Annotated in this window: 12 protein-coding genes and 2 pseudogenes; 9 read left to right on the top strand and 5 right to left on the bottom strand. The window is 51.6% G+C overall.

Translation table 11 applies throughout. The features are described 5' to 3' along the window. Positions 1-20: 20 nt before the first annotated feature. Positions 21-956 (bottom strand): LysR family transcriptional regulator, encoded by a 936-nt coding sequence (locus HKK54_RS22775; RefSeq protein WP_169387917.1) that lies wholly within the window; start codon positions 954-956, stop codon positions 21-23. Positions 957-1,035: 79 nt separating this feature from the next. Between HKK54_RS22775 and HKK54_RS22770 the strand changes: the two genes are divergently transcribed. From HKK54_RS22770 to HKK54_RS22745, 6 genes are all read left to right on the top strand, one after another. Then, entirely contained in the window at positions 1,036-2,298 is a 1,263-nt protein-coding gene (locus HKK54_RS22770) for an acyl-CoA dehydrogenase family protein (protein ID WP_169387916.1), read from the top strand. After that, complete coding sequence (locus tag HKK54_RS22765; protein WP_169387915.1) at positions 2,295-3,425, top strand: phosphotransferase family protein; 1,131 nt, start codon at positions 2,295-2,297, stop codon at positions 3,423-3,425. Before HKK54_RS22770 ends, HKK54_RS22765 begins: the two co-directional genes overlap by 4 nt. A gap of 2 nt (positions 3,426-3,427) precedes the next feature. Next, the gene (locus HKK54_RS22760; RefSeq protein ID WP_169387914.1) at positions 3,428-4,123 is read left to right on the top strand and encodes a histidine phosphatase family protein; all 696 of its coding nucleotides are present in this window, start codon (positions 3,428-3,430) and stop codon (positions 4,121-4,123) included. A gap of 24 nt (positions 4,124-4,147) precedes the next feature. After that, the gene (locus tag HKK54_RS22755) at positions 4,148-4,900 is read left to right on the top strand and encodes an SDR family oxidoreductase (RefSeq protein WP_169387913.1); all 753 of its coding nucleotides are present in this window, start codon (positions 4,148-4,150) and stop codon (positions 4,898-4,900) included. Between the two features lie 854 nt (positions 4,901-5,754). Next, positions 5,755-6,189: a hypothetical protein gene (locus tag HKK54_RS22750; protein ID WP_169387912.1), complete on the top strand. Its 435-nt coding sequence runs from the start codon at positions 5,755-5,757 to the stop codon at positions 6,187-6,189. Then, on the top strand, positions 6,182-7,060 hold the full coding sequence (locus tag HKK54_RS22745; RefSeq protein WP_169387911.1) for an HDOD domain-containing protein: 879 nt from the start codon (positions 6,182-6,184) through the stop codon (positions 7,058-7,060). The genes HKK54_RS22750 and HKK54_RS22745 overlap by 8 nt, the downstream gene beginning before the upstream one ends. A 1,210-nt stretch (positions 7,061-8,270) precedes the next feature. Here HKK54_RS22745 and HKK54_RS22740 read toward each other — a convergent pair. Next, positions 8,271-8,954: pseudogene (locus HKK54_RS22740) on the bottom strand (aldehyde dehydrogenase family protein); the annotation flags it as partial. An 83-nt stretch (positions 8,955-9,037) separates the two neighbouring features. On the opposite strand from HKK54_RS22740, the gene tnpB reads away from it, so the two are divergent. Together tnpB and tnpC are read left to right on the top strand one after the other, a co-directional pair. Continuing rightward, positions 9,038-9,397 carry an IS66 family insertion sequence element accessory protein TnpB gene (tnpB, locus tag HKK54_RS22735; RefSeq protein WP_237150975.1) on the top strand — a complete coding sequence of 120 codons (360 nt, stop codon included), beginning with the start codon at positions 9,038-9,040 and terminating at the stop codon, positions 9,395-9,397. An 18-nt stretch (positions 9,398-9,415) separates the two neighbouring features. Continuing rightward, positions 9,416-10,948 (top strand): IS66 family transposase, encoded by a 1,533-nt coding sequence (gene tnpC / locus HKK54_RS22730; protein WP_169387910.1) that lies wholly within the window; start codon positions 9,416-9,418, stop codon positions 10,946-10,948. A gap of 45 nt (positions 10,949-10,993) precedes the next feature. Here tnpC and HKK54_RS22725 read toward each other — a convergent pair. Together HKK54_RS22725 and HKK54_RS22720 are read right to left on the bottom strand one after the other, a co-directional pair. After that, positions 10,994-11,720, bottom strand: a pseudogene (locus HKK54_RS22725) (aldehyde dehydrogenase family protein); the annotation flags it as partial. A gap of 170 nt (positions 11,721-11,890) precedes the next feature. Beyond that, positions 11,891-12,847, bottom strand: coding sequence for a glycoside hydrolase family 6 protein (locus HKK54_RS22720; protein WP_169387909.1), 957 nt, complete (start codon positions 12,845-12,847; stop codon positions 11,891-11,893). 1,400 nt (positions 12,848-14,247) lie between these two features. Here HKK54_RS22720 and HKK54_RS22715 point away from each other — a divergent pair. Next, positions 14,248-14,709 (top strand): hypothetical protein, encoded by a 462-nt coding sequence (locus tag HKK54_RS22715; protein ID WP_169387908.1) that lies wholly within the window; start codon positions 14,248-14,250, stop codon positions 14,707-14,709. 3 nt (positions 14,710-14,712) lie between these two features. Here the strand turns inward: HKK54_RS22715 and HKK54_RS33805 are convergent, their stop codons facing one another. Continuing rightward, positions 14,713-14,841, bottom strand: a complete 129-nt coding sequence (locus HKK54_RS33805; protein ID WP_272902941.1) for a hypothetical protein — start codon at positions 14,839-14,841, stop codon at positions 14,713-14,715. Positions 14,842-15,020: the final 179 nt, after the last annotated feature.

Below are 15,020 nucleotides of genomic sequence, written 5' to 3'. Positions count from 1 at the left end.
GGTTTTTTTTGGGGGGGGATTCAGTGCCTTAAATGTTCGCTCACTCGCACAGCACCGAGTGCGTTTAACACGGTATCGCGCAACCAAACGCTGCCAGGATTTTTATCCCGCTCTTCATGCCAGAAAAGATGCAGTTCGACGGGTCGTATGGGCACCGGCAGCTCTTGGACGCAGTTGTTAAAAACCGCATTCAGTGATTGGGCAAGGCTTCGCGGGATGGTCAGGAGCAAATCGCTATCTGCGACCAATCGACAGGCCGACTGATAGTGCTGAGCACGTACCGTAATTTGGCGATGAATACCTAACCTGGCGAGCTCCCAGTCTTCCAGGCTGCGCCCTGCCCTTCGGGACGATACTGTAACGTGCTCACCCGCCAAGTAGGTTGCATAATCAATAACGGCTTGGCTACGACTCATGACAACAAAATCATCCTTGGTCAATGAGGTATGCATGAGTTGTTCATCTGCGGCCTGGGCAACATCAATGACGCAATCCAACCTTCCAGTTGCCAAGTCAGATTTCAGCGACGATCGATCGACCCTGACGCAAGCGATACGAATGTATGCCGCCTCCTGACGGAGAGCACTCACCAAAATCGGAAGCAGCGTGGGCTCTACTTCGTCATTCATGGCGAAGGTGATCTGTTCAATATCGCGTGATGGATCAAAATTCTCACTGCGCTTGGACGCCCGCTGAAAATACCGAAGCCCCTCCTCTACATCCGGCCAGATACGCTTCGCTAATGGCGTTGGCAGCACTCCCTGCGACTCTCGGACAAATAAAGGATCGTCCAGCTGTTCACGCATTCGAGCTAATGAATGACTGACCGCTGATTGGCTAATGCACAGGCGTTCAGCCGCGCGAGTCAAATTGAGCTCCTGGTAAATCACCGCAAAGACCCGAAAGAGATTTAGATCAAGCCTTGCTAGACCTTGTGAGTCATTAGATTTATTCATGACTTTCGATGAGTATTTATCATTTCGCTCATCATACGCAAGTTTGTAGGATGACCGCAATTCACCAGAGAATTCGGCTATGTACTTCGAGAGCAGCACCAAGGGGCGTAATTACTTTACCCGGGTAGTAGCCTTCATCAAAGAGGAAATTGAACCGGTTGAAGCGGCTTACTGGGCAGAGGTAGCTGCTAACTGCCCCGGTGGCGCCTGGAGCCAATGGAAGGTTCCGCATATTCTCGAAGACCTCAAGGCTAAGGCCCGCAGCCAGGGACTTTGGAACATGTTTCTACCTGACGAGACGCTAGGTGCAGGTCTTCCAATCCAGGACTACGCGCTGATCGCGGAGCAAATGGGTCGCAGTCTATTAGCCCCAACAGTTTTCAACTGCAACGCCCCTGACACCGGAAACATGGAAGTGCTCTGGCGCTACGGTAGTGATGAGCAAAAGCTGCGTTGGCTTATGCCTCTGTTGGCCGGTGAAATTCGCTCTGTGTTCTGCATGACAGAGCCTCAAGTAGCTTCTTCCGACGCCACCAACATGCAAGCTACCGCCATCGTTGAGGATGGCCAGGTAGTCCTCAATGGCCGCAAATGGTGGGCAAGTGGCATTGGTGACCCGAACGCCAAGGTTGTCATCTTCATGGCCCATACACCGGATGCCAGCAAAGATCGCCATCATCAGCATTCGATGGTACTGGTTCCACTCGATACCCCAGGTGTGAAAATTGAACGCATGCTGCCAGTGTTTGGCGAATACGACGCACCGCATGGCCATGGCGAGATTAGTTTTACGAATGTGCATGTCCCAATCGACAATTTCATCGGCGGCCCAGGTATGGGGTTTGAAATTGCCCAAGGTCGCCTTGGCCCTGGCCGAATTCACCATTGTATGCGATGCATCGGCGCCGCTGAAAAGGCACTCGAAATGACTATTGATCGCGGAATGCAACGATCTGCCTTTGGCAAACCCCTTCTGAGCTTGGGCGGTAATCGCGAGCGGGTGGCCGATGCGCGCATTGCGATCGACCAAGCTCGACTTTTGACACTGTATGCCGCTTGGAAAATGGACAAACTGGGGACCTTCGCCGCAATGACCGAGATATCCGCAATCAAGGTGGTTGCTCCCAATGTTCTGCAACAAGTGGTCGATATGGCAATCCAGTTACACGGAGGTGCAGGTCTGAGTCACGATGCCCCTCTGACGGCATTCTTTGCGCAAGCTCGTAGCCTTCGCCTGGCCGATGGACCGGACGAGGTCCATAAAGGAGTCATCGCCAAGGTAGAGATCGCTAAACGTGGGTTTTCGAAGTCGAGTGCCGGTGTAAAAGGTGCAAGCAAATGAACAAGCGTGAATCCAGCCTCGACGCGGCCGGTAAATTCAGCAAAAGCACAAGCCTAATCAGTACAGCCATCGATCAGGGGGGAGCAGTACGCCTTGGTGAAGAACTTGATGTGCTTGCGGTGGATCGCTGGCTCAAAACACAGCTCGAAGATTTGATCGGTCAACCAAAGGTAACCCAATATTCAGGCGGAGCGTCCAACTGGACGTATCGACTGGAATACCCTGACCAAGACTTGATCTTGCGGCGCCCACCAACAGGTACAAAAGCTGCCGGCGCACATGACATGGCGCGTGAGTACCACATCCAGAAGCAACTCAAATCGGCTTACCCCATAGTGCCGACCATGGTCGCACTATGCTTGGATCATTCAGTGATCGGTTGCGATTTTTATGTCATGCACCGCATTATCGGAATCATCCCTCGCGCCACCCTTCCTCGCGATTTGAACTTCACAGCAACCCGTGTTCGAGAGCTGTGCTTGAATGTGTTGGATCAGCTCATAGCCCTGCATCAAGTTGATTACCGCAAGGCAGGATTGGAAAATCTAGGCAAGGGCGCTGGCTACTGCAAGCGCCAAATCGAGGGCTGGGACGCGCGGTATGAGAAGAGCGTGACATGGAATGTTCCGTCATACCGCAAAGTGCGTGCATGGCTTAAAGCCAATACTCCCGATGACAGCAAAACTTGCATCATCCACAACGACTGGCGTTTCGACAACGTGGTGCTGTGTGTGCAGCAACCAACACGTGTCATCGGCGTTCTGGATTGGGAGATGGCAACTCTGGGGGATCCCCTGATGGATCTCGGCACGATGCTAGCCTATTGGGTGGAGCCCGACGACAACTATCTATTTCGCGCATCACGACGGCAGCCGACTCACTTGCCGGGGATGCTAACCCGCCAGGAAGTGATTTATTACTATCAGCAAAAAACCGGAGTAACGACTGAAAACTGGTTATTTTACGAAGTCTTCGGCCTGTTTCGTCTAGCAGTCATCATTCAGCAGATCTACTACCGCTATTACCATAAGCAAACACGTAATCCAGGATTCAAGCATTTTTGGCTTATGGGGCATGCGTTGCATAGACGCTGTCTGCGCCTGATTCGCCAGAGTGAGAAGGGATAGGCATGGCACGACTTATCTTGATTCGCCACGGTCAGGCGTCGTTTGGTGAGGCTAACTATGACGCCCTTTCCCATGTAGGAATACAGCAGGCCGAACACTTGGGGCGAGTCCTGCGAGAGAGCGGCGAAAATATCGATGGCCTATGGACTGGTTCTCTCCGACGTCACCTACAAACAGCTCAGCGCCTGCTCATGGGCGCTGACTGGGAGTTCTTACCCCAAAGCCTTCGCGGCTTTGATGAGTTCGACCACCAAGAGGTAATCGAGCGCTATGAGCCGCGTTACCACAATCACCAAATAATGCTCGATGAGCTTGGTGCGGCAAATGTGCCTCAGGATGCATTCGCCAAAATGTTTAGTGCCGCATTGAAACGCTGGTACGAGGGCAATGCAGATGACGAATATAACGAAACTTGGACTCAGTTCAAACGTCGAGTCATGGCTACGCTGGAAAGGTTGTTCAGAATTACGCAAAGCGGCGAAACCCATATCGTGATCACTTCAGGTGGAGTCATCGCCGTCATAACACAGGCTCTTCTCGGACTAAGTGACACAGTAGCTATGCAGGTGAATTGGACGCTTGCCAACGCCAGCATAACCTGCGTTCAGAACAATAGCCGCGGCGAACATAGGCTTTTGAGTTTGAACGAGCACGCGCATTTTCGGGGCGAACATATCCACATGTTGACATGGCGCTAAACGCCCATTTATCCGGAGAGTGACATGTTGCAAAAGCGTAAGACTGTCCTGATTACGGGCGCAAGTTCGGGGCTGGGTGCTGGTCTCGCCCATGAGTTCGCCGCCCGCGGCTACAACCTTGCGCTATGTGCTCGGCGTACTGAGCGATTAACCGATCTTCAAAACAGATTGGAAGAGTCTTATGACGTTCGTATTGAAGTGCGGTCTCTGGATGTGAATGACCACGACCAAGTATTCGAAGTCTTTCAGGACTTTTTAAGAACCTTCGGTAGCCTGGAACGAATCATCGTAAACGCAGGGGTAGGCAACGGACGACGGATAGGCACTGGACACTTTGCCATCAATCGACAAACCGCGGAAACAAATTTCATTGCCGCGTTGGCTCAGTGTGAAGCGGCCGTGGAAATCTTCCGAAAACAAAACTCCGGCCACCTTGTTGCGATGTCTTCAATGAGCGCCAAGCGAGGTTTGCCGAAACACTTGACAACCTATGCCGCTAGCAAGGCCGGCTTGGCGTTTCTTTGTGAAGGCATACGAGCAGAGTTGTTAAGTACTCCCATCAAAGTCAGCACCATTTATCCGGGCTACATACGCACAGAGCTCAATGCTGGAGCTAAAAAGCTGCCTTTTGAGATAGATCAGGACATCGGATGTCACGCACTTGTACGCGCAATAGAACGCGAACCTGTCAGCGCCTGTGTTCCTGCTTGGCCGTGGAAGGTGGTGGGGGTTTTGATGCAGGTGTTGCCACTGCGCTGGGTGGCCCGTCTCAATTGATCCCGAGCTACCTTTTGTAGCCTCGCCCCTGTCAGGATTTCAAAGTCGCGCGGTATGAATATAGAGAAAATATGTTTGCGCAGCGGGACAGATGCATTGATCAACAGCCATCAATGGTGGCAGCTTTGGTAAATCCAGGTAAGCGCTGTTTAATGGAAGGGAGAATTTAGCCATTACTGCTGGCAACAAGGGCGTGGAGTTATCGCCCTCCAGAGATTAAACGCTAGCTTCCCGGCAATACGCAAACTATGTACCTTCATGAGAAGCTGCCTGACTGTTTTACCAACAGACAATAGCCGCTTATCAGATCCGCTAGCTATTGCCTTTGAGGAGTTATTAAAATCATGAAAACCAAATTAAATAGCGATAATGGTTGACACAGAGGAGTTCTTGCTATCGATCATTCAACCAACTGTAGACAAAGAGTCCTGATATCGGAGCAGACGTTGTCTAGGACAGCGAACTATTAGTTGTCAATCAAATCCCATCTTAAAACTATTTAGCTCTTGATGCCGATTAGTTCATTGCGAATGAATGCAATACGATTTCGGAATATGCCAGCACTTCACAATATCGCACTAGTAGCATCGCTTTATTTATGACTTATCAGGTTGCAATTGCTGCCCTTGATATTGACACTTTGAACTACCAGTCAATAGTTTTTGCCGTCACTGGCTCGCTACCGCAAGCCATTAGTATAGCTGGCACAAAAGATAGTTAATGGATTGAGTTGCTCTACAACCTCAACCCATAAATTTTTAATAGCGCGACAAGACGCTAATTCGTAGCATCTTTTACACACTCAAGTTTGGAGCAGCCTAAAAATTTGGATCTGTAGGTTTTTGGGAGGAAGCATGGATACACATTTTTATAGGACAAAACAAGGTTTGCTGATTGGTCGCGCATCTGCATTGCTCAATGTTCTTTGTTCTTGCGCTGAGCATTTTGAACATTTCCCCAATGATAAAGATGCTTGCACCAAGCTCTTTCAGACACTTTTTGAACTATCCGAATCTGCCATGCAAACTGGCATGAAAGAAACCTCGGAGTTCTGCCTCCTGATAATCGATACTTTTGAAGACACGAATATTGATATTTGCATGAAAGACTCTACAATTTATGCTTTGCAGCAGTGCTTTGTTCTAATCGATTGGCAAATTGAGCTATTTGACGTCCTACTCGGAAGATTGGATTTAGAGAGTGCGGAACAGGAGCGCATGATTAAAAATTTGCAAGCCTCTTTAAATGATCACAACGATATATTCAATAAGAGTAAAACTCATGAATGAGGATAAGCTTTCTAACGCGGATATTGAGCAACTCCTAAAAGGGATTGTCATACCGCCGCAACCCCAAATCATGGTAGACCTACAAATTGAGCAGTGCATGCCAGATCCGGACTTTGGCAAGATATCTAAGTTGATCGCCCAAGATCCAGGGCTGTCAGGGGCCTTACTAAAACTCGTAAACTCTTCTTATTTTGGCTTAAGCACAAAAGTTCTTTCCATTCATAAAGCGGTCTCTCTCCTGGGAAGCCGATCAGTAGTAAATATTATTAACTCACTATCGGTGAGAGAAGCGCTAGGCAACGATCAAATAATATCACTCAATAGGTTTTGGGATGGCGCTCAGGACATTGCGATGACGTCGCTAGCCTTGGCGAAGCATTTATCTTCTGAAAATCCGGATGAGATGTACGCACTGGGTTTATTCCATGACTGTGGCATACCTCTAATGATGAAGCGTTTTGCTAACTATTTCCCTACATTGGAAACGGCATATGCTGAAGTCTCCGAGAACAGGCGTGTCGTAGATTATGAAAATATACATTTTAATACGAATCATGCTGTAGTAGGACATTACATTTCAAAAGCTTGGCAACTACCTGACGATCTCTGTATTTCTATAGCATATCATCATAATGTGATACCTATATTTAAGCACAAATCACCTTGCACTATGCGTGTCAAACAACATCTAGCTATTCTGAAAATGGCAGATAACATATGTAAATCTTCAAAGATCCTTGGCAACCAAAAAATAGACTATGAATGGAAAATTGTGGGCGCTGAAATCCTTGAACAGGTAGGGCTGAGCGAGTACGAATTCTCACAGATTAAAAATGACATTATTGATTTCGGCGCGACAAGCTATCGATGACCGAAAGCAAAATAAATATTTATTTACTATGAATAATGCTTTGAACAGGCCGACAAAAGTAAAAATTTTTATAGTTGGCGAGACTCAAAGCAAAAGGTTTTAGAATCAGATTTTCGCTCGATGAAAATCATTGAATCATCACTATTATTAAGGACCAGCAGAAGATGGCACTTGTATTCGAAAAAGCTGTTCAGCACCTAACTCAAACCTATGTTTCATATTTACCAATATTGAGTGGAACACCCCATACAAAGTGGGTAACCTAGCCCCTGCATCAGGTATCTACCGGTGCGAAGGGTGCGATGATGAACTTGCTTCACCCAAAGGGGAGCCTTTTCCAGTATCGCATGAACATATCGGTAAAAATGCTCGTAAAATTGAGTGGCGCTTAATTGTTAAGACGAAAACCAAATAATAAAATACGTGTTGACTCAGATGCCGTACGGAGTGCTATCGACTTATGCTTCTTGACGTGAAGCGAACTGAGTCTGCTTTTTGGAAATGGTAATTCATTCCGAGCCACCCCCTCCAAAAAAAATAATCCGGTGCAAGTGTCTGCTTCGGACCTAAGTTGCGTGATCGTCGGGTAATCCCTGCTGAACCCCCTGCATAATGTTCGAGCCCTCACCGTATCCAGGATAAATTACGCAATATTTTCAGCAATCTCCCAGGGTGAGCTTTCACTTCCGCCGGCCCTGTTTCCGTCGAGATGTGCCCGTGCGAGCAACGATTAAGATCGAGCAGGCCTTTATCTGAAATACAGGCAATAAAGATGCAACAAGGATGCCGATTTCGACACTTCGTATAGTCGACGGGTAGAGCGATATTGCCTCTGGAGGTGTCGTAATCCCCAGTAAAATGATACGGACTGGTGCATCGGTATCCTATTTTGATTCAGTGTAATGATGAAAGTTGAGCGCTGCGAATTCAACGTGTCCATTCCAATCAATGAATTCTGAGATATCTCGGGATGTCGAAGAAAAGTATTGACGCGATTTATGAAAGGTAAGCCCATGCTCCATGACTCTGCGTATAGAGCGCCTAGACAGTTGTGTAACCGAAGAACGCCCAATGCAAGTGGTTAATGTGCTACTAGCCGCCATGCTTGGCTGTCTTTATCAAAAACTAACCCGAGGACAAGCCGCGGAGCGAATTCCGCAGCATCCTCCAAACTGAAAGCTGGGCCTAAAATTGTACAATTCTCTTGTTTTTAGATATTAAGGCATAGGTATTTGATTTCCAGATAATCCTCGATCCCGTACTTGGAGCCCTCACGGCCCAGGCCCGAAGCCTTGATGCCGCAGAACGGTGCCACTTCGTTGGAGATCAACCCGGTGTTGACGCCGACCATGCCGTATTCCAGGGCCTCAGCCACACGGAACACACGGCCCAGGTCGCGGGCATAGAAGTAAGAAGCCAGGCCGAACTCGGTGTCGTTGGACATCGCGATCACTTCATCTTCGTCTTTGAAGCGGAACAATGGCGCCAATGGTCCGAAGGTTTCTTCCTTGGCCACGGCAGCGTCTTTCGGCACGTTGACCAGAATGGTCGGCTCGAAGAAGTTGCCATCAATGACCTTGCCGCCGGCCAGCAGTTTGGCGCCTTTGCTCAGGGCATCAGCGATGTGCTCCTGAACCTTGGCCACAGCCTTTTCGTCGATCAGCGGGCCGGTGGTGGTGCCTTCTTCCAGACCGTTACCGATCTTCAACTTGGCCACAGCCACTTTCAATTTTTCGGCGAACGCGTCGTACACCGCATCCTGGATGTACAGACGGTTGGCGCAAACGCAGGTCTTGCCGTTGTTGCGGTACTTGGAGATGATCGCGCCTTCGACGGCCGTATCCAGGTGTGCGTCGTCGAACACGATGAACGGCGCGTTGCCGCCCAACTCCAGTAAGCGCTCCATAAACCCCACATTCAAAGCGCTTATCGGATCCCGGATGCTGTGCTCCCGATTCCCTCAGGAGCCAGCTCGCCATGATGCGACCCGATGCCAAAGTCGAAAAAGTGTATCTGTACCCCAAGCCGGTCGACTTCCGAAAATCGATCGACGGCTTGGCTGCGCTAGTCGAGCTGGATATTAAAGTCGCAGTATTCGACCCCGTGCTTTTCGTCTTCCTCAACAAGCCCCGCAACCGAGTGAAAATTTTATATTGGGAGCGCAACTGCTTCTGTCTTTGGCTCAAACGTCTCGAGTCCGAACGATTCAAAACATCCCCTGACGCCACCGACGAGGCGATCGTTCTGACCGTCCAGGAACTCAACTGGATGCTCGATGGCTTCGACCTCTGGCGCAACCGTCCTCATCAAGTTTTGACGCCGCGATTCGTAGCCTGATTCGGTATAATCCAGGGCATGAATTCCTTGCCCGAAAATCTTCCAGATGATCCCGTTCTGCTCAAGCAAATGCTTGGGCAGATGCTCGACGAGCGTCAGTTGGACAAGGGAAAGATTGTTCGGCTAGAAGAACAGAATGCCCTCCTGCTTCAGCGTCTGTTCGGACGTAAGTCCGAGCAAACAGCTGATGCGGCAACGTCGCAACTGGCCCTCTTCAATGAAGTAGAAAGCGTCGTCGAGCCTGTGGACGAAGCCTCAGATGAAGAGGTCGTTGCCCCGACCAAGCGCCGCGGCAAACGCAAGCCACTGCCCGCCGATCTGCCACGCATCGAGATCATCCACGAACTTCCCGAGCATGAACTGACGTGCGTCTGCGGCTGCCGCAAACACACTATTGGCGAAGAAGTCAGCGAGCAGCTTGAAATCGTTCCGATGCAGATCCGTGTGATCAGACACGTTCGGAAAGTTTACGGTTGCCGCGACTGCGAGATGGCGCCGGTCACTGCTGACAAGCCGGCTCAACTGATTGAAAAAAGCATGGCCAGCCCAAGTGTTCTGGCGATGTTGCTGACCACCAAGTACGTCGATGGACTACCGCTTCACCGTTTCGAAAAAGTCTTGGGCCGCCATGGCGTCGATATCCCGCGCCAGACCTTGGCACGCTGGGTTATCCAGTTCGGTGAACACTTCCAGCCGCTGCTGAATTTAATGCGCGATAGCCTACTGGGCAGCCGTGTTATCCACTGCGATGAAACACGGGTACAGGTGTTGAAAGAGCCTGACCGAGACCCAAGCAGCCAGTCCTGGATGTGGGTGCAAACCGGCGGCCCGCCAGATAAACCAGTGATCCTTTTTGACTACTCCACCAGCCGCGCGCAGGAGGTGCCGACACGCCTGCTCGATGGCTATCGTGGCTACGTGGTGACCGATGATTACGCCGGTTATAACGCGTTGGGCGCGCAGGCTGGAGTCGAACGTTTGGGCTGCTGGGCGCACGCAAGGCGCAAGTTTGTTGAGGCGCAAAAAGTGCAGCCGAAAGGCAAGACAGGACGCGCTGATATCGCACTGAATCTGATCAATAAACTTTATGGCGTCGAGCGTGATCTGAAGGATACGGGCGACGACGATCGTAAAACCGGCCGGAATGATCGGAGCCTGCCAGTGCTGGCTCAGTTAAAAAGCTGGATGGAAAAGACGCAGCCACACGTTACGTCTCAGAACGCCTTAGGCAAAGCCATCGGCTATCTGGCGAGTAACTGGAACAAACTCGAACGGTACACCGAGGAAGGCTATTTGCCGATCGACAACAACCCCGCCGAGCGTGCGATCAGGCCCTTCGTCATCGGAAGAAAGAACTGGTTGTTCAGCGATACGCCCAAAGGCGCAACGGCCAGCGCTCAACTTTACAGCCTGGTCGAGACTGCTAAAGCCAACGGCCAAGAGCCCTATGCGTGGCTGCGCCACGCATTAGAGCGGCTGCCAATGGCGACCTCGGTTGAAGATTACGAAGCGCTGTTACCGTGGAACTGCTCGCCGGCATCGCCTAGCTAGGCGCATTACCCATCTTGAAGTCGGTGGGGTTTATGGAGCGCTTACCAACTCCAGGGATACTTTCTTGATGTCCTTGGCGCATTCGGCCATCAGTTGGCGACCGATTTCGGTGGAGCCAGTGAAGGACAACTCACGCACGATCGGGTTACTGGTCAGCTCGCTGCCGATGTCGCCGGCGCTGCCGGAGACCACGCTGAACACGCCGTTCGGAATGCCGGCACGCTGGGCCAGTTCAGCTAGGGCGAACGCCGAGAACGGGGTTTGCGACGCAGGCTTGAGCACCATGGTGCAACCGGCAACCAGGGCTGGGCCGGCCTTACGGGTGATCATCGCGGCGGGGAAGTTCCACGGCGTGATGGCGGCGGTGACGCCGATTGGCTGCTTGATCACAATCAGACGCTTGTCCGGCTGGTGGCCCGGAATCACGTCGCCGTAGACGCGCTTGGCTTCTTCGGCGAACCACTCGATGAACGAAGCGGCGTAAACGATTTCGCCCTTGGTTTCAGCCAGCGGCTTGCCTTGCTCCAGGGTCATCTGGCGAGCCAGGTCGTCCTGGTTCTCGATGATCAGCTCGAACCAGCGACGCAGCTTGTTGGCGCAGTCCTTGCCGGTCAGTGCACGCCAGGCCGCAGGTCGCCTTGTCAGCCGCTTCAAATGGCACGACGGGGTTCGGTCGCGCCCATTTTGGCACGGTACCGAGGATTTCGCCGGTCGCGGGGTTGTTGGCCTTGATCGCTTGACCATTGTCCGCATCGACCCAAGCGCCATCAATGAAGACTTACTGGCGGAACAGCCCTGCACGTCAAACGCCCATGAGCCCTGCATCAACATCAGGTGCATACCTAGAAAAGTAACGCTGACCCTGAAATGCCGTGCTGGCAATTCTGAAGCCTGTAGGCACTTCGTGTGCCCAGGCTTCCTGTCCTGTCCGCAGGAGAAACTTCAGTTGCCATCAATCAGCCGCACCGCCAGCGCTGCGCTGAATGTGCCGGCGGCCGGACCACCATGGCAGTCGGTCTTCGGTGACGATTCGCCGTCCGAGTTGCCAGGCAACTTGATCCACAGGGCCAGCAGGTTTGGCGAGAGGGATTGAGTCTGAATGCCCACCCTGCGCCCGGGCGGATTACACCAGTCGCCGGGGACGGCGCCATTTCCGTTTCGGCTCGTATCTACGACAATGGATTTTGTGTAATCGTGATCGGCGGACAACTTGGCATTGATCGCGGCACCATAATCGCGGGACTGAGCCAGTGTGTAAAAGCTGGATATGTTCAGGGCAAAACCACGCGCATTTTTCACCCCAGCGGCATTCAGTTCATCGGCCATCAGTCCCGCGGGTTTCCAGCCGGCATTTCCCGCATCCAGGTAAACATCCGCGTGCGGCGCGCGCTGCCTGAAGCTGGATATTGCGTAGTTAAGGAGTGCGAGGCGTTCATCCCGATTGTCGCGATTAAGGCATTGCATATCGGCCAGCGCATCCGGTTCTAGAACGATGACGGCTTGCTGATAGCTTACGCCGTTGACCAACTGGTCGATCCAACCCCGATACTCAGCGGCACTTCCTGCGCCGCCCGCGGACGCGCCACCGCTGCAGTCACGGTGAGGCAGGTTGTAGGCAACAAGAATCGGGACCTTTTGGACATTTTGGGCGGCCAAAACGTAAAGATTGATCCTAGCCGTCAGTTTATCGGTGGTTTGGCTGGTGCCGGTCAGCCAGAGGGCACTCGGTACGTTGACGATGGCGGCGCGAATTTTTGCGCTCTCGGGGGAATCAGGATGTTGCTTTACCCACTGTGCGGCGGCTGATTCGGGATTGACATAAAAGGTACTGCTGGCATGGGCTGCAGGCTGCAATGATAAACCGATTAGGCAGGCGGCAAGGCTGGCAACCTTAGACATAAACCGACTCCAAAATAATATGAGAGAAAGCAAGCTCGAGGCTGTATGGTTTCGCCTCGAAAACCACCCATCCACGCGGGTTAGCCCGGTTCCTATAAATAAGAGAGGCTTGAGCTGGAACGACCGTTGGGCGCCTTTCATCATAAGCGGCCTCGGCTGTCGGCGCTATGCTGAACGCAGCTTTCGAGATCTCCTTCCGAAAAGTCCCCCTCCCCCACCGCGCAGTGAACATACATACCGGCGTTCGCCTCCGATTAATGCACTCACGCTCAAGGTACGATCACTGCGGCCGTTGCACCAGCCAGCCGCTCTTAGTCGCAGAGCTGCGCGACCGGAATTTTTCGTATACGCGGCTTGCGAGGCGAAATGGTTGGCAGATGCCGATGGTCCGGTTGCCGTTCCAGGGCACCGCCACGCGATAATTGCGCCGCCGTACTGCAGGGCCTGACTCAGCCCCAGCCAAGTAAAGCTGCTGTATCCGTGAGCCCCGAACTCTCGTCAAAACGCTACCGTTTGCGGCCCCACACCACTGCGACAGTAAGCGGACGCTGAAAGACTCCAAACGAGTCAAGCTGGCGTGTAACGTAGTTACGCAGTTCAGTATCAATTATGCTATAGAGCGATGGTGGCACTTCATCCCACAAACGCATTGATCGAACGTGCGCGATGGTCTGCGCTCCCGAAAGAAGCTCGATGCTTGCGACGGCGGCCTCCTCTATAGCATCGAAACCGAACGCATCTAGAGTCTTTGCAGATTGATAATGTAGTGGTCAACTAATCCCGGACACACATTGGAGAAACCGATGGGCAAGCCATTGAGCCGTGTAAACAGGGAGCCGGGGGCCGATGCTGTTACCCAAGGCAGGAGCCGCAAGCAGTAGTTCCGCACGTAGGGATCCCGTCCTAGGATGGCAGGTAACCGCCATCGCTACCGCGACCAAACCTCGTGCACAATGGATTCGGTTACCAAACACACATACAAAAAAAGCCCATCGGATGATGGTCTTTTCTTTCGAGTGTCTCCGAGAGGAGGCTTTCGCCCTCGAATCTCAGAGCTAGCTTTTCAAGCTTATTGTCTAGGATAGGTCTAGTCAATTTGGGACAATCATGGCGTCAGAGCCTCCCCCAAGATTGTCCCAACTTAGCGGCCATGAGTGTCAAACACCCCTGTCGCTTTTAATTCGGCCCACAACTTTACCGAATTTGCGATATACTGCAGCGCCTGATATCTAGAGATATTTCCGGTTTTTTCGTATAAAGCTTCAAACCCTTTCTTCTTCGCCTTGTGGAGAAATCCATTGTGAGACTGAATCCTTGACAGGATTACTGATCCCACTACTGCATTACAAACTCAAATACTTGAAGAATAACCTTCATGTTACTAGGCACCGGCGCAAATAATGTCGCTTCTACTGGTGCTGAGTTCAGGCGGACTTTTTCGCTTAGCGAAGCAGTATTTGCAAAATGGGGCGAGCGACTTGGGCACTCTGTGCATTTCGCGAAACCATTGCGGTCGCTATGACACCGTCAATCAGCAGGCAGATTTGCTGAGCGACGCATTTGGGTTCACGCAGTCCAGCCTCAGTGGCCAGGTTTTCGATACGGGCGTGCACCCGGTTAAAATGCTCTTGCCCCAGATCACGCACCCAACTCGAGGCTTTGTCATGCTGGGCCACCGCATTGGTGAACAGGCATCTGAAAAAACGCCCTCCTCCAAATCACTCATCCAACAAATCAATCAGAATAAACAGACGCAGCTCCGGATCGTCCGTACGCTGAGGCAACTCCTTATCAAACTAGGAAAACCACATTGCGGCTTCGCTATCAAACACCGCACGGAAAGGTTTTCCTTGGATCCATAACTCTCATACAGCGACCTCGGCGTCACTTAGCAATCGCGCAATACCCGTTGCTTGAATGCCTTCTTGGCAGAACAGACGCGGAGCACTTTCTAACAAACGCTCCTTGGTAAAAATCGGGTTTGCGCCATCCATCAAGTCAGCTCCTGCTGAGTCACTTTCCTGCAGAGTGCTACGTAACGATTGTAGTGTCACCATCAAAATTCTCGATTTGGTCTTTGGTATCAGACGAAGACTTGAGTCGGGTATCGTGCCGTATACGCATCAGCGGACAGATGATATTGCAGTTTTGAGTATCTGCTTGAGCGCGACCT

Origin of the sequence: Pseudomonas sp. ADAK13 (assembly GCF_012935715.1) — a bacterium.
Classification (GTDB): Bacteria; Pseudomonadota; Gammaproteobacteria; order Pseudomonadales; family Pseudomonadaceae; genus Aquipseudomonas.
This window is presented reverse-complemented; position numbering and strand designations above follow the sequence as displayed.